The following is a 17,634-nucleotide window of genomic DNA, read 5'->3' as shown; positions in this document are numbered from 1 at the left end:
CTGCAGGGAGCGGCACATGGCATTCAGTAGCGCAGGAAGAAGCGGCCCGCTGGCGGACATCAACGTCACGCCACTGGTGGATGTGATGCTGGTGTTGTTGATCATCTTCATCGTGACCGCGCCGATGTTGTCGCGGCCGATCAACGTGCAGTTGCCGCAGGCCACCGATCGCGTGGTTGATCGCCCCGAGCCACCACCGCCGATCGAACTGCGTCTGGATGCGTCCAGCCAGTTGAGCTGGGACGGGCAGCCGATGGCCATCGGTGATCTGCAGTCGCGCCTGCAGGCGCAGGCCAGTGAGCACGCTGGCAATCTGCCGGAGCTGCGCATCAGCACCGATCCGTCGGCCGAGTACGACGGCATGGCCAAGATCCTGGCCGCCGCCGAGGCCACCGGCATGGAACGCATCGCGTTCGTGCAGTGAGCGAGTCACCGGTGCGGCCTTCCTGAGGGAGGGCCGCATTTGGGTAACAGGCGCTCAGAAGGGTGCCGATGTAGATCACCGCCTTCGGTGAATACGTAGCTAATTGACGTTATCTGCTTTCAGAATCGTCAAATTCGCGTGAAAGAGTGTCGGGCATCACGCCGCGATTTTTACCGCTTGTTTACAAAGGAGACGCTGCCGCCATGCAGGGGGGAGCGCGGCAGTCCATGTCCCGACATTCCTTTGGAGAGAGAGCGAATGAATTACCTGCACCACCGCCCCTTGGCGGTCGCCGTCGCGCTGTGCGTGACCGCCTTGGCACCGATGGGTGCTGCTGCCCAATCGGCCACCACCAATCTGGACGCGATCGAAGTCACCGGCACCCGCATCAAGCGTGCTGAAGTGGAGGGCCAGGTGCCTGTCCAGACGCTCAATCGCGCCGACATCGAACGCACTGGTCTTACTTCGATCGGTGAAGTGCTGCAACAGCTCACCGGCTCGGGCTCGGCGCTCAATGCCAAGTTCAATTCGTCGGGCAACTTCGGTTTCCCACCCGACGGTAGTGGCGTCGGCGCGGGTTCGGCGCAGGTGGACCTTCGCCATCTCGGTGCCAAGCGTGTACTGGTGCTGGTCGATGGCATCCGCTGGGTCAATGAATCCTCGGCCTCGGGCGTGGGCTCGGCCACCGATCTCAACACCATCCCGCTGGCGATCGTTGAGCGCATCGAAGTGCTGGAAGACGGCGCGTCGTCCTTGTACGGCTCCGATGCCATCGCCGGTGTGGTCAACATCATCACCCGCCGCGATTTCGATGGCGGCCAGGTGACGATGAACTACGGCCAGTACGGCAAGGGCGATGGCACGCAGAAGGGCGTGGACCTGGCCTGGGGCAAGAGCGGCGACCGCTACAGCCTGTTCCTGGGGGCAAGCTGGACCAAGCAGGACCCGGTGTATGCGAAGGACCGCGAGCAGTCGCGCTTCCCGATCCCCGGCACCGGCCTGGCCTTCGGCAGCGGCGGCATTCCGCAGGGGCGCTTCGCCTTCGTCGATCCCAACACCGGTGCCGAACAGGACATCGTGCCCAACACCGGCGTGAGCAGCCCGCGTTACGACGGCAGCGCCGGCTGCAACCGCACCGACGACTACCACTGCTTCACCAGCGCTGACCGCTTCAACTTCGCCGAATACAACATGGTGCTGACACCGTCGGAGCGCAAGGGCCTGTTCGGCCAGTTCCGGTTCGACATCACCGACAACGTGCAGTGGTACGTCAAGGTGCTGGGCAACCGCCGCGAGTCGACCAACCAGGCCGGCCCGGAGCCACTGTTCTTCGGCCCTGATGGTGCCACCGGCAATCCGCTGGCCGACAACATCGTGGTCTCGGCACTGAACCCGTACAACCCGTTCGGCTTCGACCTGGTGTCGTCGGGCAACATGAGCCTGATCGGTCGTCGTCCTGTGGAAGGCGGCGCGCGCGTATTCGAGCAGCAGGTGGACACCACGTACTTCGCCACCGGCCTGGTCGGCAACTTCCAGGCAGCTGACCGCAGCTGGTACTGGGACGTCAACGGCATGTACAGCAAGAACAAGGCCGAGCAGACCAACTACGGCAGCTACAACATCTACAACGTCAACATGGCGCTGGGCGATCCTGCAGTGTGCGCGGCCACGCCAGGCTGCGTACCGCTGAACATCTTCGGCGGCGCTGGTTCGATCACCCCGGACATGCTGCGCTGGATCCAGCCGGTGGTGCGCGACCGCAGCCAGAACGAGCTGAGCCTGTTCACCGCCAACCTGTCCAGCGATCTGTTCACCCTGCCTGCCGGCCCGGTGTCCTTCGCCACCGGCCTCGAACATCGCAAGTACAAAGGTTCCTACCAGCCTGATCCGCTGACGGTGATCGGCCACTACAACGGCGTACCGTCGCAGCCGACGTCCGGTTCCTACGACGTCAACGAAGCGTACCTGGAGCTGAGCGTGCCGATCTTCGCCGACTCGGCACTGGGCAAGAAGCTGGACCTGAGCCTGGCTGGCCGCTACTCGGATTACTCGACCTTCGGTGGCGAGTTCACGCCCAAGTACGGCCTGCGCTGGCAGGTGACCGATGACTTCGTGCTGCGTACCACCTATGCCGAAGGCTTCCGCGCACCGTCGATCGGTGAGCTGTACGGCTCGGCCGCGCGCGCCGATCTGCAGTTGTTCGATCCCTGCTCGGTGGGCCTGGGTGGCACACCGCCGCGTGGTAGTGCGGCCAACTGCGCATCGCTGGGCGTGCCGACCGGCTTCCAGCAGGCCAACTCGCAGATCTCGGTGACCACCGGCGGCAACCGCGAGTTGGAGCCGGAGCGGTCGCGCAGCTTCAGTGCCGGTTTCGTGTGGAGCCCCTGGTTCGGCAACGATGCATCGTGGTCGGAGCGCTTCGACGTGGAAGTGACGTTCTACCGCCACAACATCGATGGCGCGATCCAGGCGATCAACGCGCAGACCCAGCTGGACCTGTGCGTGGATACCCTGGACCCGATCTACTGCGACGGCATTACCCGTGCCAGCACCGGTGCGGTCAGCAGCTTCAACAACCGCCTGACCAACCTGGGTTCGATCAAGACCGACGGCTGGGATGTGGACCTGTTCTGGACCCTGCCGCAGAGCTCGATCGGGCAGTTCAAGCTGGGCTGGAAGAACACCTTCGTCGGTCGCTACGAGGCCACCGGTGCGGCCGGCCAGCGGCAGCCACAGAAGCCCGGCGTGGAAGTGGCTGACAGTTCGATTCCGGAATGGACCAGCAACGCCAGCATCGGCTGGACGCTGGACAACTGGAGCGCCAACTGGACGGTACGCCACATTTCCGAACTGACCGAAGACTGCGGTGACGCCGTGGCGTTCCCGGTGTGCAGCAACCAGGCCGCCGGTACCAACACGCTGTCGGCCACCACGTTCCATGATGCGCAGGTGGGCTACAAGATCGACTGGATGAAGGGGCTGCAGCTGACGGCCGGTTTGAACAACGTGTTCGACAAGGATCCGCCGATCTGCCTGTCATGCTCGTTGAACGGCTATGACGCCTCGACCTACGACATTCCGCGTGGCCGTTACTGGTACCTGCGCGCGGACCTGCGTTTCTGATGTGAGGACGGCGGCGCCGGAGTGATTCCGGCGCCGCTGTTGCTGTGGCAGCGCCGGGCCATGCCCGGCGTCATCGAGGCTGCGCCTGCGTGGTTCGGTGCCTGGCGCCTGTTCCAGGGAAACTGACAACGAGTGATGTGCCGCCCTCGGCCGGTGCATAGTGGACCGCCGCGGCGATGGTTCTGTCGCAGCCCTTGAACGACCAGCGCTCCTCGATACGGCGCTGCGAGCCGCTGCCACCATCGCTGACCACTTCGGTCTGGATGCTCTGCAGTGCGGTGCAGTCGAGCAGGATGGCCGCACCGGAAGAGGCCTGCTTGAAGATGTCGGCGCGCAGCACGGGGCTGGTCAACGTCGGCCCCTGCATCTCGAGTGGCACATTGAAGCGGATGCCGTTGAGTGCCTGCTGGCAGGCTGTTTGTGGATCAGCGGCCAGCTCCGCTTCCGTCTGTTTGGCGGACTGCTCGCGAACGCGGCTGCGCTGGGTGGCGATGTCTTCGCCCAGTTGTGGGTAGAGTTTCAGTGCGGCGTCGCTGCCGCGCTGGGTGGCGGCGGCGTTGTCGTGGCGCCATTGCTGTGCAGCCGATTGCATCTGCCTGCCCAGCTCAGGCGAATGCTGCAGGCATTGCCCGGTCATGTAGTCGATTTGTTCGGACTGGAAGAAGGTCTTCAGGTCCTGCCGGTGGGGAGCGACTGCGGCGGCATCCACCGCATGAGCGGAAAAACCGCTCATGCCCGCCATTGTCATCGCCACTGACACATGCATGCGCAGTTTCATCGTGCAGATCTCCTGTTGAACGTCAGTGTCGGCCAGGCCCAGGTGCGCGCAGCGCTGGCCCAGGGTAGTCAGTCCAGACGCTGGTCGATGGCGCTGCCGAGCTGGCGGATGTAACTGTCCAGCTTTTCCTTTTCGAGGGCCTGGCTGGTCGATGCCGAAATGGCAATGGCGCTGCCGCCGGTCTCGGTGGCATAGACAACGACGAACAGTTCCGCGCCCCAGCTGAAGGCGCTGGTGGGTGTCTTTGCCTGCAAATAGGCGGTGGGCTTCAGGCCGGCCTGAGCGGACTTGCTCCAGGCAAGCTGGTCGTCGGTTTCGCCACCGAGGTGGTTGTTGCTCTGGAAGCCGTGGTCGCCTTTCGGCCTTTCCGTGCCGCTGTAAAGCAGCTTCCACTTCTGTTCGGCAATGGCTGCCTTCGCGGCTGCCGCGGCGCTGTCCGGGCCGGACTGGAACTCCAGTCGCGATGCCGCGCCCGTCTCAGCCGATGACACGGTCCTGGGCTTCAGGGTTTCACAGCCACTCACTGTCAGTACGGCAATGATCAGAATCCACTTCTTCATCGCTCACTCCCTGCCTGGTCGGGTTCGACTTCCCTGGGGCCGGCGCGATCCTGCAGCCGGCTGGCGGCAAGCTTAGGAGCTTCGGTGTTGCCGCGATAGTGCCCGTCCGCGCAAACGGGGAGGGGCAAGGGAAGGACCGGCCAGTGCCGGTCCTTCCGACCTCAGCGGGTCGTCAGAACGACCAGGTAAAGGTCAGCGAACCATTGCGGCCATCGCCATACGCGCCGTAGCCGTTGATCTGCGACAGGTACTTCTTGTCCAGCAGGTTGTTGAGGTTGGCCTGCACGCTGAACTCCGGCGAGATGCGGTAGCGCACGAACGCACTGACCAGCGCATAGCCGCTCTGCTCGATGCGGCCGTAGGCCGGTACCGGGTAGTAGATGCGGTTCTGCCAGTTGGCTCCGCCACCGACGGTCAGTTCCTGCAGCGACTGCGGGGTGTAGCTGGTGAACAGCTTCAGCGCGGTCTGTGGCAGATTGGTGTTGATATCGGCGCCGTTGATGTCCTTGGCCACATAGCGCGAGGCACCGAAGGTGGCATTCCAGCCCGTTGCCAGCTCGCCATTCAGTTCGAACTCGAAGCCACGGCTGACCGTGCCACGCGCGGCGCGATAGGCGAACTCATTCTGGCTGCCCTGCACGGGTTCACCGGTGGCCTGGCCAACGTTGTCCTGTTCGATGCGGAACACGGCCAGTGAGGCGTTCAGGCGGTTGTCGAACCATGCGCCCTTGATGCCCACTTCGTAGCTTTTGCCATCGACCGGATCGAGGTAGCTGCCGTTGCGGTCCTTCAGCGTCTGCGGCTGGAAGATTTCGGTGTAGCTGGCGTAGGTCGAGTAAGTGTCGTTGATGTCGAACACCAGGCCGGCATACGGCGTGGTGACCTTGTGTGCGCGGTCGGCGCCTTCGCCTTCGCTCTTCCAGTCGGTGTAGCGGGCGCCAATGATCAGCTTCAGCGGGTCAGCCAGCGACAGGCGTGCAGCGGCGTAGCCGGCCTTCTGGGTGATGGTGCCTTCGCTGGCCAGTGCCAGCGGGTTCCAGTTCGGCTCACTGATGTTGCCGGTCCAGTTCAGGTAGCTGGTGAACGGGTTCCAGGTCTGGCCGACGCCGCCGACCTGGTAGTCGCCGTAGTTGGCGTACTCGCGCTTGTTGTAGCTCAGGCCGGCCATGAACTGGTGCTCGCGGCCGAACAACTGGAACGGACCGTCAACGTAGCCATCAACGCCGGTGACCTTGCGCTCGGTGTTGTAGAAGCCCGCTGACGGCGAGATGCCGGCGCCGGTGGTCTTGTCGAAGTTCGACGCGCCGGTGGCCCAGTCGTTGTAGGCCGGGTAGAACAGCTTGTCGTCGGCCCGGGTCTCATCGTGGGTGGCACCGACCTTGAACTTCCAGCCGTTGCTGAAGGCGTGCTGCAGGGTGGCGAAGGCGCGCTTGCTGGTGGTGTCCCAGTAGGTCCACTTCGGGCTCGCGTTGAACGATTCGTCGTAGCCGGTGGGCGAGCCATCGGAATACAGCATCGGGAAGCCACCCCAGGTGGCGCCGTTGGCGCGCTTCTGCTGGTAGTCGTAGCCCACGCTGAGCTGGGTGTCGGGGGTCAGGTCGGCATCGATGACCGCGTAGCCCAGCGTCTTGCGCTGGTTGTAGCGATCCATCTGGCCGTCGGTGTCCAGGTAGCTGCCGATCACCCGGCCACGCACCGTACCGCTGGCATTGAGCGCGCTGCCCACGTCCACGGTGGTGCGGGTGCGGCCCCAGCTGCCGACGTTCACCGACACGCTGCCGGTCAACTCAGCGCTGTCGGCGTGCTTGCGGATCAGGTTCACCGATGCCGACGGGTTGCCGGCGCCACTGAGCAGGCCGGTGGCGCCGCGCACCACTTCCACGCGGTCGTACAGGGCCAGGTCCAGGCCGGAGTCGCCGTAGCTCCAGTTCTGCACCATCTGCGTGGGCAGGCCATCGAACTGGTAGCTGTCGATGTAGAAGCCGCGCGCGTAGAACTCGGTGCGCTCGCTGTCCGACTGCGTGCTGGTCACGCCGGTGGTGTTGCCCAGCACGTCGATGATGTCGTCCAGCTTCTGATCTTCGATGCGCTGATGACTGATGATGCTGACCGATTGCGGGATTTCGCGCGGCGCCAGGTCGAAGCGGGTACCGGCCGAGGTGCGGCGCACCGAATAGCCTTCGGCACGCTCGCCCTTCACCACGACCTTGTCGAGCGTGGTCGGGTCGGCGACGGTTTCGGCGAAGGCGGCCGGGGCGGCGGCCAGGCACAGGGCGGAGAGCACCGCTGCGGACAGGCGATGCGGCAGCAGGGGGGAGGTCGAACGGGTCATCAAGGTTCCTGGACGGGCACGTGCGTGCGTCCGACCGGCTTCCCGGATGGTCTGGCGCCGCGGCTGGTGGGGATCTCACGTCGCTGGCGAAGCCCTGTGTTTCAGGGCGGTGGCTGGGCAATGCGAGCACGGACGAACCGTCCTGGCTGCCCGGAAAACGCGAATATCGTAATGGGAATTGTTTCCATTTACAAATAGCCAGCGGCTGTGCCTGCGTTCCGCGCGATAGAGCTATTCGTCGGGAGCCAGGCGTTCAGCAAGGATGTTCAGGCGCGGCAATTGGCTCTCGACGCCGTCGGCATATTCGATGGTGATCATCACGTTCCGCTCGAGCCCACGGATGTCGGACACATGGATCTTGCCGGTCAGGTACTCGGGCGTGGTACGCACCGGTCCGGCATAGCGGGCGCCGGGGTCCAGGCAGGCCATCGCGCTGCGGATGTTGGCCGAGGCGAATTCGGTGGAGGAATGGGCAAGCAGCCAATCGCAGAACCGCTTGCCTGCCGGATTGCCCTCGTGCGTGCAGCCCTTGCTCCACGTGTTCCAATCAGTAACCAGTTCGATCGACTGGCTGGCGCCTACCGGCGTGCTGTTGGCGAAGGCGAGCATCTGCGCGCATATCGGCTCGCGCGGCGCCTGCAGCGTGCTGCAGCCCGTGGCCAGCAGCATGATGGTGATCAGCAGCGGGGTGCGACCAAGTGCGGCCATCGGCGTGCTCTCCCTGTCACTGCGGTTGATGATGGGGGCATGCAGGTGAAGAGTCGACCTTGCAGAACTGCCTGGCAGCGGTCGGCAACGTGTGACTCTGCGAGGCAGCTCAGCGCAGCAGCGGCAGCGGATCGCGAGCCCCGTCTTTCCCGTAGATGCCCCAATGCAGATGGGGCGGCGTGCCCTTGGCGTTCCCGCTGTCGCCGACATGGCCGAGCAGGTCGCCGGGTTGCACTACCTGTCCGCGCCCCAGGCCATCGGCCCAGTCTTCCAGGTGCGCGTAGTAATAGCGCTCGCGTCCCGGGCCGATGACCCAGACCTGGCGGCCACCGAGGCCGCTTTCGCGGATGTCGGCGATGACGCCGGGGGTGGCGCTGCGCACCGGCGTACCGCGCTTGCCGAAGATGTCGATGCCAGCATGCGTGCGGTCACGCCCGCGCGGCGCACCGAAGGTATCGGCGATCTGGCGCGGGCGAACGCCTTCCACCGGCACCGGCAGCTGCGTGGCCGGCGGCATGCGCGAGAGCGTCCACAGCATCTTAGGTGCGGCGGCCCACGGGCTGTTCCAGAAGGCCATCGCCGCGATGGCCAGGATCAGCAGGATGGCGCCACGCAGCAACCAGCGGCGCAGGCGTCTGGCATTGGAAGGGGAAGCGGTGTTCATGCGTTGGCAGTGTAGGAGCAGGACACGCTCGACTGCATCTGCGTCATGTCAGCGGCACGTCGAAACCACGCTTCAACGTGCCCAGCGCTACCGACGTGCGGAAGCGCTCGATGTTGTCATCACCACCGAACAAGCGCTCGGTGATCGCCTCGTATTCCTCCATCGATGCCGCCGAGAGCAGCAGCAGGAAATCGCCGTCGCCGGTGATCGAGTAACACTGCTGCACGGCAGGGTCGTCCTGCACGCGACGGCGGAACGGGGCGACCTTTTCGCGCTGCTCGCTGACCACGCGCACCTCGACGATGATGGTCAGCGGCCGGCCGATTTTCGCGGCGTCGATCACCGACACATTGGCGGCGATCACGCCGCTGTCCTGCAGGCGCTTGATCCGCCGCTGCACCGCCGGCGTGGACAGGTGCACGGCTTCGGCGATCTGCCGCTGCGGCAGGGTGTTGTCCTGCTGCAGGAGGGCGAGGATGGCGCGGTCGAAGCTGTCCAGCACGGGGGCGGTGGCCATGGTGAGCAGAAGTTGCACGGACGGGCCGTCAATTGAGCCAAGTGCTCGCCGCCGACGCAATAGACTGGCGGCATGCAGACTTCTCGAATCGCGCCGATGTTGCCGGCGCTGGCGGTGCTCGGCTCGGTCACCGCACTGGCCATCGGTACCTCCTACGCCAAGCAGCTGTTTCCGTTGATCGGCGCGCAGGGCACCAGCGCGCTGCGCGTGGGCTTTTCGGCGCTGTTGCTGCTGCTGTTCTGGCGGCCATGGCGCTGGAAGACCAGCCGCGTGGATGCGGTCACCATCCTGCGGTACGGCCTCACCCTGGGCCTGATGAACCTGTTGTTCTACATGGCCTTGCGCACGATCCCGTTCGGCATCGCGGTGGCCATCGAATTCACCGGCCCGTTGACGGTGGCGATGCTGTCGTCGCGGCGTCCGATCGATTTCCTGTGGGTGGGTTGCGCAGCGGTCGGGCTGCTGTTGCTGCTGCCGATCGGCGGCGGCCCGGCACTGGATCCGGTGGGCGTGCTGTACGCCATGGGGGCAGCAGCGTGCTGGGGCCTGTACATCGTGTTCGGCAAGCGCGCCGGCCACCTGCATGCTGGGCATTCGGTGTCGCTGGGGCTCCTTGCCGCGTCGCTGGTGGTGGTGCCAGTGGGCGTGGTGCATGCCGGCGCGGCGTTGCTGGAGCCGAAGATCCTGCTGGCCGGGCTGGTGGTGGCGCTGGTGTCCAGCGCGATCCCGATGTCACTGGAAATGATGGCGCTCAAGCGCCTGCCCAAAGAGACCTTCGGCATCCTGATCAGCATGGAACCGGCGGTGGCCGCACTGTGGGCGATGCTGCTGCTGCACGAGCACCTGCATGGTCTGCAGTGGCTGGCCATCGGCTGCACGGTGCTGGCTTCGGTGGGCAGCACGATGACGTCACGGCGGTTGAAGGTGCCGGTGGCGCAGGCGGGGTAGTGCCGGGGCATTCCCGGCGGAGAGCGTGCGGACCAACGGTCCGCACCCACAGGAGCAACGGTCCGCATCCACCAGATCAGCGTGCCAACCGAGGTTGGCACCTACCAGAAGCGTCAGCGCAGGGCGTCGGCGGGGACGTCGATCGCCATTGCGAGGGCCAGATGGTCGGAGAACGCCGCCGGCACCGCTTCCACGGTGCGGGTCTGCAGACCACTGCTGACCAGGATGTGGTCGATGGCGCGGTCGGGGCGCCAGCTGGGGAAGGTCGGCACGATGCAGCCGGGCGGCTGCAGCCGGGTCTTCTGGTACAGCACCTGCATTTCCGGACGTTCGGCCAGGCAGTTGAAGTCGCCCATCAGCACCGCATTGGGGTGGTCCGACAACAGCTCGGCGATGAAACCAAGCTGGGCCATCCGCGAGCCTGCGCCCAGCGACAGATGCGCTACCGCAACGGCCAAGCCATCGCGACCGTCGCCGAACTTGGCCAGCAGCACGCCGCGCCCGCCGATACGGCCGGGCAGGGCATGGTCCTGCACTTCCACCGGTTCCAGCTTGCTCAGCAGGCCGTTGGCGCTGGAGGCGACGCCACCCATGCGCCGGTTCGGCTGGTGGCTCCAGTAATTGAAGCCGGCGCGTTGGGCCAGGTAATGGGTCTGGTTGGTGAAGCCCGAGCGCAGGCTGCCCGGGTCGGCCTCCTGCAGGCCGACGATGTCATGACCGCGCGCCAAAGTGGCAATCGCGTCAAGGCTGCTGCGCTTGCGACCCGCCGGCAGTGCATGTGACCAGCTGCGGGTCACATAGTCGCTGTAGCGGCGGGTACTTGAGCCGGCCTGGATGTTGGCCGTCAGCAAGCGCAGGGTCCGTGTTGTGGGGGAAGTCACGGCCGGGAAAACGTCTCTTTGATCAGTGAGCCTGGGCCGCACCGCGTTCGCGGGCGATCAGGTGGTCGGCAATGCGCAGCATGTCCGGGAAGCTCTTGCCCTTCACCAGGTACTTGCCGTTGACGATGATCGACGGTGTGCCGCTGATCTGGCTGCGCTGGGCGAACTGCTTGGCCGAGTTGGTCTTGGCATTGACCGCGAAGCTGCCCATGGTGGCGGCGAACTGCTTCGGATCGACGCCGTAGGCACCGTAGAACTTGGCGATGTCATCCACCGAATCGGCACCGCGCTCGCCCTTCAGGGTCTTCTGCGAGTGGATGGCCGAGTACAGCGCTTCGTGGGTCTTCTCCTGTACGCCCAGGGTCTGTGCGGCGTAGAAGGCACGGGCGTAGTTGTCCCAGGTGCCGCCGAACATGGCCGGCACGTAGACGAAGTTCACGTCGCTCGGCAGGCCGGCCTTCCACGGGCTGACCAGCGGCTGGAATGCCGCGCAGGCCGGGCAGACGTAACCGAAGATCTCGACCACTTCGACCTTGCCGGCCGCCGGCTGGAACGGCTGGCCGTTCGGGATCAGCTGGTAGTCGGCGCCTTCCACCGGGGCCGGGCCGGTCAGCGCGGCGGTGGTCGGGGCAGGCGCGGCGCTGGCAGCGGTCGTGTCACCTTCGGCAGCCGGAGCAGCGGCTTCGTTGCCTGCGGCCGGTGCGGCCGGTTCGGTGCTGGCCGGGGTTGCCGACGGTTCTGCCGGGGCGGCGGTGTTGGCGGTGCCATCGTCGGCCTTGCAGGCCGCCAGGATCGGCAGCAGCGCTGCGAGGGCGAGGGCGGCGAAACGGGTCTTCATGGAAACGTCTCCAGCATCTGGAAAGGTGGGGCCGGCGACAGGCGCCGGCCAGAGGGAAATGATGACATGCGGCGGCGACAGCGCCGTGTCGATGGTGTGTGTTGGTTCAGCGGCCGCGGGCGGCGCGGGCCTGGGCGATCAGCGCCGAGGCGATGCGCAGCTGGTCGTCGAAGCTCTTGCCACGGACCAGGTACTGGCCGTTGATGATGATGGCCGGGGTGCCCGGCACCTGGGTGCGCTGGGCGAAGGCACGGGCGGCATCGACCTTCTTCTGTACCGCCTCGCCGCGCAAGGCCTGCGTGTAGCGCTCCGGGGTCACGCCGTAGGCCTTGTAGAAGCTGGCGAGCTCATCGGCCGAGACGTTCTGCATCGGCAGCGTGCCCTCATCGTGCAGGGCCTTGAAGACGGCGGCGTGGCTGCGCTTGGCCACGCCCACTTCGTCGGCGGCGTAGTAGGCCAGTGCCCAGGCATCCCAGGCACCGCCGAAGGCGGCCGGAACCGGGGTGAAGCGCACGTCGGCCGGCAGCTTGGCGGCCCAGGCGGCCAGCTGCGGTTCGAAATGGGCGCAGTGCGGGCAGGTGTAGCCGAACACCTCGACCACCTCGATCTTGCCGGCCAGCGGCTGGAACGGGCCAGGCTGGGCGATGCGCTCGTAGTCTTTGCCTTCGACCAGCGGGGCGTTGGCGGGGGTGGCGGCGCAGGCCGCCAACGGCAGCAGCACCAGCAGGGACAGCAGAAGGCGGGGAATCAACCTCATCGACACGCATCTCCGTTGAAAATGACAACGCCGGCGCAGCCGCCGGCGTGAAGGAAACATACCGCAGCGACGGGCCGTCGTGGCGACCGGCGCCGACCAGTGGCGGTCAGGGGGCGGCAGCCGGTCGCGTCGAAGCGCCCTCGGCGGCGAGATCGTCGGCTTTGTTGTGCAGGCCCTGCAGGTAGCTGGAAAGGGCCTGCACCTCCTGCTCGGTCAGCTTCTGCGCCACCGTGGCCATGATCTGGAAGTGCGCCTTGTCGGTCTCGTTGGTCTGTCCGGCCTGGTACTCCTGCAGGCGCCGGGCGACATAGCTGGCGTGCTGGCCGCCGATGTGCGGGTAGGCCGGGCCGGGGTTGCCGGCGCCGCTGGGGCCGTGACAGGCCATGCAGGCCGGCAGCCCGCGCTGGGCGTCGCCGCCGCGGTAAAGCTGCTGGCCGATCTGGTAGAACTTCATGCCCTTGTACGGGCCTTCGGCCACCGGCGTGTCGTCGGCGATGCCGGCGTTGGCCTTCTGCGTGGCGAAGAACGCGCCGATATCGCGCATGTCCTGCGGGGTGAGGTTCTGCACGAAGGGCACCATCGCCACGGCGGCGCCGGAACTGCGCTGGCCATTGGCGATCAGGGCCATCTGCTGGGCGACGTAGCGCTCGCTCTGGCCGGCGATGCTGGGATACATCTCCACCGTGGAATTGCCATCGGCACCATGGCAGGCGGCACACGCGGTGGCCTTGGTCTGGCCGGCCTTGGCATCGCCCCAGGTGGTCTTGCTGAAATCCACCTCGAGCGAGGCGGTCTTGATCGGGCCGTTGTCGGGCAGCGGGGTCAGCGTGGTCTGCGCAAAGGCAGCAGCGGCAACAACGGCAGTAGCAAGGGCGGATACGGCAAGAACGCGAGCGTGGCGCATGCTGAAGCTCCGTATGGACCGGCCGGGCGGCGGCGGCCGGCATCGCCCGGATTATCAACGCCGTTTCCTTGCACGGTCAACGCAGCAGTGCAGCATTTTCCCGCTGGAAGGCCCCGGGCCGGGCGCGCGGCGCCGCAACATGCGATCCTATGCGCATGTCATTGCTCATCGAACGCGCCCAATACCACCTCTCTGCCCACAACATGGGGCAGCTGCCGCCCGATGAAGGTTCTGAAGTGGCCTTTGCAGGTCGCTCCAACGCCGGCAAGTCGAGCGCGCTCAACGCGCTGACCCGCCAGAACAGCCTGGCCCGGGTCTCCAAGACGCCTGGCCGGACCCAGCAGCTGGTGTTCTTCCAGGTTACCCCGGACGCCCACTTGGTCGATCTGCCCGGTTACGGCTACGCCAAGGTGCCGTTGGACCTGCAGGCGCACTGGCAGGCCTTCATCGACCGCTACTTCCGCACCCGCGAGGCCTTGAAGGGGCTGGTGGTGGTGATGGACATCCGCCATCCGCTGAAGGACTACGACCGGCAGATGCTGGCCTACGCCGTGCAGCGAGGCCTGCCGGCGCATGCGCTGCTGACCAAGGCCGACAAGCTGAGCCGCAGCCAGCAGATGCAGACCCTGCAGAAGGTACGCAAGGAACTGCATTCGTCGTTCGGCGATACGGTGAGCGTGCAGGTGTTCTCCGGCGCCGCCCGTACCGGCGTCGAGGAAGCCCGCGGCATCATCGGCGGCTGGCTGGGGCTGGAATAAGCCCCGTCGCCATGACGGTAGTGCCGGCCGCTGGCCGGCAACCTCACCGTCCCTGCGGCCGCCCTCACTCCTTCGGCAACGGCGAGAACTCCGCCGGCACCCACGCATACGCCTTGCCTTCGCTGCGAACGTGACCCAGCCCGGGGAACGGCAGGTGCGCACCCGCCACCCACCAGCCGTTGGCGCTGGCTTCCTGCAACAGGCTGCGACGGCTGGCCGTAGCCGCCTTGCGATCCGAATCCGCCTCGAATGCCGCTTCCGGGTGTGCGAACTGCACTGCATGGAAATGCAGCACATCGCCCCACACCAGCAGTGACTGGCCCTGGCTGTCGAAACGGTAGGACACATGCCCCGGCGTGTGGCCGTGGGTATCCATCGCCACCGCGTGCCCCGGCAGGGCGTCCCCAGGCTGGAAGGTGTGCAGGCGACCGGCGGCCTGGTACGGCGCGATCGCGTTGCGTGCCAGCGCGAAGGCAAAGCGCACGCCCTGCGGTGCCGTGGCTTCGCTGGCCGGGTCGAGCCAGTAGCGGGCATCGGCCTTGGACAGCCACACCGTCGCATTCGGATAGGCCTGCTTGCCCTGTGCGTCGAGGATCCCGCACAGATGATCGGGATGGGCATGGGTCAGCAGCACCTCATCGATCTCGGCCGGGTCCACGCCTGCCGCACGCAGGTTGCCCAGCACCTGGCCCTGGTCAGGGCCGAAGCACTGCGCGGTGCCGGCATCGACCAGGGTCAGGTGCTTGCCCTGGCGCACCAGGAAGGCGTTGATCGCGGTCTGCAGGCCCTTCTTGTCTTCGGGCACATAGCGGCCTTCAAGCAGGCGGCTGACCAGCGTTGGCGGCACGTCGACCACTTCCTGCCGGCCGAGCGCAACCACGCCGTCGAACAGGGCCGTGACCTGCAGCGCACCGATGCGCTGGTGTTGCACGCCCGGCACCTGCTGGGTGGGGGCGGGCGAGGTGGCCTCGGCCAGCGCGGCCAACGGCAGGGAGGACAGGGCCAGCAGCAGGGCGGCGTGCAATGGCAGATGACGCAGGGTCATGGCGGTTCTTCTCGGTGAGTGATGGGCAGGCCCGTTGCGTACAGCGTGCCGTGTTGCGCGTGCGTGCGGCGCTCAAAGCACTGCGCGGAATGCTCAATGGGGGTATCGGCAGGGCTGCGCCCTGCACCCGCAGAGGCAACAGCAACGGCAACGGCCGAAGCAACAGCAGGAGCTGGTTTCCTGTGGGATGGCGGGTGGGTCCGGTTGCGGGGGACGCCGTAAACCCATCCATGGGGGCTTGGCCGCGGCTTGCTCGTGTGCGCTGTCCTGCGCACACGGCAAGACCGGGGTTGGGCGTCCTGCCCAACCCGCCCGAGGCATGCCTCGGGCCCATGCCGCGGACACCCCCGCAACCGGACCCACCCCGCCTTCGACAGGTTTCTGCGATCTGTCGGGATGGCATGGCCTGCTTTTGGTGGGTGTCGACCTTGGTCGACACGTAGATCCACGCCATGCGTGGATGCTCTTCGAATTCAATTCGGAATCATCGAAATGAATCGAATGGAATTGGAGGAAATCATCCACGCATGGCGTGGATCTACTGGCCACCGGGAAACTGTCGAAGGCGGGGCACTGTGGGTTTGCGGGGTGTGAGCCGCATGGATGCGGCGACCAAGCCTCCATGGACGGATTCACGGCGTCCCCGCAAACCCACAGTGCCCCGCCATCCCACGGGATGCCGCTTTGGCCTTTGCTGTTGCCGTTGCTTGAAGACCCTCTGCGGGTGCAGGGCGCAGCCCTGCTGAAGAACCCTCAAATATCTGTAGGAGCCAGCCCGTACTGCTCGGCGAAGCGCTTGCTGAAGCTCGCTGCAGAGCGATACCCCGCGCGCGCTGCCACGGTCTTCAGCGGCAGATCGGTGGTGTACAGCAGCTGCATGCCGTGGGCCAGGCGCGCTTCGGTCAGCAGCTGGCGCAGGCTGGTGGCTTCGGCCGCCAACCGCCGCCGCAGGGTCGCACCGCTCAGCGCGAAGTGCGCTTCAACGTCGCGCGACTGCCAGTCGCGTGCCGGTTCCGCGGCGATGCGGTCGCGGATCTGTTCGCCCAGCGTCGGTGCGTGCGGCAGCAGCAGGTTGCCGTGGCCCTGCCGGCACCACGCCAGCACCAGCGTGGCCAGCGCCAGCCGTGCTTCGCTGTAGCGGCCATCCTGCAACGACTGCCGCCAGCTGCGCAGCGCCGTGGCGTGATCGCTCAGCGCCTGCCGTGCCAACGCCGGTCCGGCCGTCGGCAAGGCTTCGCTCCACAGCGTGCGCGCAGCCGCCAGCACTTCCGTGCACAGCGGCACGATCGCGCTGAGGTAGCGGCCGGTCTGCGGGTCCGGTGTGTTGACCACATCGATGCGGCAACGCTGGGTGATCAGCAGGATGTCGCCCGGGACGAAGGTCAGCGACTGGTGTGCGGTACGCACCTGCTTGCGGCCTTCCAGCAGGATCGCGAACTGCGGCTGCGGTATCTCCACCGAACTGGCGCCATGCTCGCGGCGGGCGGTGATGCAGGCATAGCCTTCAGCGCGTTCGCAGCCGGCCAGGCTGGCCATCTCCGCCAGCAGTGCCATGGCGGTGGGGGGCATGCCGGTCATACGACGTGCGCGCCCAGCAGGCGGCCGACCGCCGCTGCAGCGGCCATCGCCAGCGCACCCCAGAACATCACGCGCAGGGCGCCGCGCGTCGGTGACGCGCCACCGGCGCGTGCCGCCATCGCGCCGGTCAGGCACAGGCCGGCCAGCGTGCTTACCGTGGTGGCGGTGGCGACGTTCTGTACCGGTGCCAGCAGTGCGGTCAGCACCGGCAGGGCAGCGCCGCAGGTGAAGGCGCCTGCCGAGGCCAGTGCGGCCTGCAGCGGCCGTGCACGCAGCTCTTCGGTGATGCCCAGTTCGTCGCGTGCGTGGGCGCCCAGTGCGTCGTGCTCGGTCAGCTGCACGGCGACCTGGCGCGCCAGCGCCGGCTCCAGGCCGCGGTGGCGGTAGATCGCGGTCAGCTCGTCCAGTTCGCTGTGCGGGTCTTCGTGCAGCTCGCGTTTCTCCATCGCCAGATCGGCATTCTCGGTATCGGCCTGGGTCTGCACCGACACATACTCGCCGGCGGCCATCGACATCGCTCCGGCCACGGTGCCGGCCACGCCGGTGGCCAGGATCGTGCTGGCCGAGGCGCCGCTGGCGGCCACGCCGACCACCAGGCCGGCGACCGAGACAATGCCATCGTTGGCGCCCAGTACGGCGGCCCGCAGCCAGCCGACGCGATCGGCACGGTGCAGCTCGGGATGTCGTGAATGGCGGCTCATGGCCCTGAGTGTACGAGGGTCAAGAGGGTGTCGGTAGGATGCTGAAACCCGTCACCGTCGCATGACGTAACGAGCCGCCACGCTATAGTGCGCCCTTGCGATGCAAGGCTCCCAGCCC

General features: G+C 66.5%; 17 protein-coding genes. 4 read left to right on the top strand and 13 right to left on the bottom strand.

The features are described 5' to 3' along the window. Positions 1 to 16 precede the first annotated feature (16 nt). Both AB4Y98_RS11690 and AB4Y98_RS11685 read left to right on the top strand, forming a co-directional pair. Entirely contained in the window at positions 17 to 424 is a 408-nt protein-coding gene (locus tag AB4Y98_RS11690; protein ID WP_099820943.1) for an ExbD/TolR family protein, read from the top strand. Positions 425 to 682: 258 nt separating this feature from the next. Next, positions 683 to 3,547, top strand: coding sequence for a TonB-dependent receptor plug domain-containing protein (locus AB4Y98_RS11685; protein ID WP_442244398.1), 2,865 nt, complete (start codon positions 683 to 685; stop codon positions 3,545 to 3,547). Between the two features lie 70 nt (positions 3,548 to 3,617). Here the strand turns inward: AB4Y98_RS11685 and AB4Y98_RS11680 are convergent, their stop codons facing one another. The 6 genes from AB4Y98_RS11680 to AB4Y98_RS11655 form a co-directional block, all read right to left on the bottom strand. Beyond that, positions 3,618 to 4,325, bottom strand: coding sequence for a hypothetical protein (locus AB4Y98_RS11680; protein WP_442244397.1), 708 nt, complete (start codon positions 4,323 to 4,325; stop codon positions 3,618 to 3,620). 68 nt (positions 4,326 to 4,393) lie between these two features. Then, positions 4,394 to 4,885 (bottom strand): hypothetical protein, encoded by a 492-nt coding sequence (locus AB4Y98_RS11675; protein ID WP_312785987.1) that lies wholly within the window; start codon positions 4,883 to 4,885, stop codon positions 4,394 to 4,396. A 172-nt stretch (positions 4,886 to 5,057) separates the two neighbouring features. Further along, the gene (gene fhuE, locus AB4Y98_RS11670; protein ID WP_442244396.1) at positions 5,058 to 7,217 is read right to left on the bottom strand and encodes a ferric-rhodotorulic acid/ferric-coprogen receptor FhuE; all 2,160 of its coding nucleotides are present in this window, start codon (positions 7,215 to 7,217) and stop codon (positions 5,058 to 5,060) included. A gap of 231 nt (positions 7,218 to 7,448) precedes the next feature. Continuing rightward, on the bottom strand, positions 7,449 to 7,925 hold the full coding sequence (locus AB4Y98_RS11665; protein ID WP_363731628.1) for a hypothetical protein: 477 nt from the start codon (positions 7,923 to 7,925) through the stop codon (positions 7,449 to 7,451). Positions 7,926 to 8,034: 109 nt separating this feature from the next. After that, positions 8,035 to 8,589, bottom strand: coding sequence for a M23 family metallopeptidase (locus AB4Y98_RS11660; RefSeq protein ID WP_442244395.1), 555 nt, complete (start codon positions 8,587 to 8,589; stop codon positions 8,035 to 8,037). A 43-nt stretch (positions 8,590 to 8,632) separates the two neighbouring features. Continuing rightward, positions 8,633 to 9,106, bottom strand: coding sequence for an Lrp/AsnC family transcriptional regulator (locus tag AB4Y98_RS11655; RefSeq protein WP_442244394.1), 474 nt, complete (start codon positions 9,104 to 9,106; stop codon positions 8,633 to 8,635). Positions 9,107 to 9,178: 72 nt separating this feature from the next. Here AB4Y98_RS11655 and AB4Y98_RS11650 point away from each other — a divergent pair, with 72 nt between their 5' ends. Beyond that, the gene (locus tag AB4Y98_RS11650) at positions 9,179 to 10,054 is read left to right on the top strand and encodes an EamA family transporter (RefSeq protein ID WP_312785983.1); all 876 of its coding nucleotides are present in this window, start codon (positions 9,179 to 9,181) and stop codon (positions 10,052 to 10,054) included. 113 nt (positions 10,055 to 10,167) lie between these two features. On the opposite strand, the gene AB4Y98_RS11645 is transcribed toward AB4Y98_RS11650, so the two are convergent. The 4 genes from AB4Y98_RS11645 to AB4Y98_RS11630 form a co-directional block, all read right to left on the bottom strand. Continuing rightward, the gene (locus tag AB4Y98_RS11645; protein ID WP_032952088.1) at positions 10,168 to 10,935 is read right to left on the bottom strand and encodes an endonuclease/exonuclease/phosphatase family protein; all 768 of its coding nucleotides are present in this window, start codon (positions 10,933 to 10,935) and stop codon (positions 10,168 to 10,170) included. A gap of 22 nt (positions 10,936 to 10,957) precedes the next feature. After that, a complete protein-coding gene (locus tag AB4Y98_RS11640; RefSeq protein WP_442244393.1) occupies positions 10,958 to 11,773 on the bottom strand; it encodes a thiol:disulfide interchange protein DsbA/DsbL in 816 nt (271 codons plus the stop codon). A 106-nt stretch (positions 11,774 to 11,879) separates the two neighbouring features. Then, positions 11,880 to 12,530 carry a thiol:disulfide interchange protein DsbA/DsbL gene (locus tag AB4Y98_RS11635; RefSeq protein ID WP_442244392.1) on the bottom strand — a complete coding sequence of 217 codons (651 nt, stop codon included), beginning with the start codon at positions 12,528 to 12,530 and terminating at the stop codon, positions 11,880 to 11,882. A 106-nt stretch (positions 12,531 to 12,636) separates the two neighbouring features. After that, the gene (locus AB4Y98_RS11630) at positions 12,637 to 13,434 is read right to left on the bottom strand and encodes a c-type cytochrome (RefSeq protein WP_025878663.1); all 798 of its coding nucleotides are present in this window, start codon (positions 13,432 to 13,434) and stop codon (positions 12,637 to 12,639) included. 155 nt (positions 13,435 to 13,589) lie between these two features. Here AB4Y98_RS11630 and yihA point away from each other — a divergent pair, with 155 nt between their 5' ends. Beyond that, positions 13,590 to 14,192, top strand: coding sequence for a ribosome biogenesis GTP-binding protein YihA/YsxC (yihA, locus tag AB4Y98_RS11625; RefSeq protein WP_230111274.1), 603 nt, complete (start codon positions 13,590 to 13,592; stop codon positions 14,190 to 14,192). 64 nt (positions 14,193 to 14,256) lie between these two features. Here yihA and AB4Y98_RS11620 read toward each other — a convergent pair whose 3' ends face one another. From AB4Y98_RS11620 to AB4Y98_RS11610, 3 genes are all read right to left on the bottom strand, one after another. Beyond that, positions 14,257 to 15,237, bottom strand: a complete 981-nt coding sequence (locus AB4Y98_RS11620; protein ID WP_442244391.1) for an MBL fold metallo-hydrolase — start codon at positions 15,235 to 15,237, stop codon at positions 14,257 to 14,259. A gap of 753 nt (positions 15,238 to 15,990) precedes the next feature. Beyond that, positions 15,991 to 16,815, bottom strand: a complete 825-nt coding sequence (locus AB4Y98_RS11615; protein WP_230112667.1) for a helix-turn-helix transcriptional regulator — start codon at positions 16,813 to 16,815, stop codon at positions 15,991 to 15,993. Further along, on the bottom strand, positions 16,812 to 17,516 hold the full coding sequence (locus AB4Y98_RS11610) for a VIT1/CCC1 transporter family protein (RefSeq protein ID WP_363731640.1): 705 nt from the start codon (positions 17,514 to 17,516) through the stop codon (positions 16,812 to 16,814). The genes AB4Y98_RS11615 and AB4Y98_RS11610 overlap by 4 nt, the downstream gene beginning before the upstream one ends. Between the last annotated feature and the right edge of the window lie 118 nt (positions 17,517 to 17,634).

Source organism: Stenotrophomonas sp. 2YAF26 (assembly GCF_052114625.1).
Taxonomy (GTDB): Bacteria; Pseudomonadota; Gammaproteobacteria; order Xanthomonadales; family Xanthomonadaceae; genus Stenotrophomonas; species Stenotrophomonas indicatrix.
The sequence above is the reverse complement of the archived record's forward strand: the minus strand, read 5'-3'. Positions and strand labels throughout refer to the sequence as shown.

What these genes read in the sequence shown, in the direction of transcription:
- AB4Y98_RS11610 (WP_363731640.1), bottom strand. Translation starts at nt 17,516, where the DNA reads ATGAGCCGCCATTCACGACATCCCGAGCTGCACCGTGCCGATCGCGTC.
- AB4Y98_RS11660 (WP_442244395.1), bottom strand. Translation starts at nt 8,589, where the DNA reads ATGAACACCGCTTCCCCTTCCAATGCCAGACGCCTGCGCCGCTGGTTG.
- AB4Y98_RS11635 (WP_442244392.1), bottom strand. Translation starts at nt 12,530, where the DNA reads ATGAGGTTGATTCCCCGCCTTCTGCTGTCCCTGCTGGTGCTGCTGCCG.
- AB4Y98_RS11620 (WP_442244391.1), bottom strand. Translation starts at nt 15,237, where the DNA reads ATGACCCTGCGTCATCTGCCATTGCACGCCGCCCTGCTGCTGGCCCTG.
- AB4Y98_RS11685 (WP_442244398.1), top strand. Translation starts at nt 683, where the DNA reads ATGAATTACCTGCACCACCGCCCCTTGGCGGTCGCCGTCGCGCTGTGC.
- yihA (WP_230111274.1), top strand. Translation starts at nt 13,590, where the DNA reads ATGTCATTGCTCATCGAACGCGCCCAATACCACCTCTCTGCCCACAAC.
- AB4Y98_RS11655 (WP_442244394.1), bottom strand. Translation starts at nt 9,106, where the DNA reads ATGGCCACCGCCCCCGTGCTGGACAGCTTCGACCGCGCCATCCTCGCC.
- AB4Y98_RS11675 (WP_312785987.1), bottom strand. Translation starts at nt 4,885, where the DNA reads ATGAAGAAGTGGATTCTGATCATTGCCGTACTGACAGTGAGTGGCTGT.
- fhuE (WP_442244396.1), bottom strand. Translation starts at nt 7,217, where the DNA reads ATGACCCGTTCGACCTCCCCCCTGCTGCCGCATCGCCTGTCCGCAGCG.
- AB4Y98_RS11630 (WP_025878663.1), bottom strand. Translation starts at nt 13,434, where the DNA reads ATGCGCCACGCTCGCGTTCTTGCCGTATCCGCCCTTGCTACTGCCGTT.
- AB4Y98_RS11690 (WP_099820943.1), top strand. Translation starts at nt 17, where the DNA reads ATGGCATTCAGTAGCGCAGGAAGAAGCGGCCCGCTGGCGGACATCAAC.
- AB4Y98_RS11665 (WP_363731628.1), bottom strand. Translation starts at nt 7,925, where the DNA reads ATGGCCGCACTTGGTCGCACCCCGCTGCTGATCACCATCATGCTGCTG.
- AB4Y98_RS11650 (WP_312785983.1), top strand. Translation starts at nt 9,179, where the DNA reads ATGCAGACTTCTCGAATCGCGCCGATGTTGCCGGCGCTGGCGGTGCTC.
- AB4Y98_RS11680 (WP_442244397.1), bottom strand. Translation starts at nt 4,325, where the DNA reads ATGAAACTGCGCATGCATGTGTCAGTGGCGATGACAATGGCGGGCATG.
- AB4Y98_RS11615 (WP_230112667.1), bottom strand. Translation starts at nt 16,815, where the DNA reads ATGACCGGCATGCCCCCCACCGCCATGGCACTGCTGGCGGAGATGGCC.
- AB4Y98_RS11640 (WP_442244393.1), bottom strand. Translation starts at nt 11,773, where the DNA reads ATGAAGACCCGTTTCGCCGCCCTCGCCCTCGCAGCGCTGCTGCCGATC.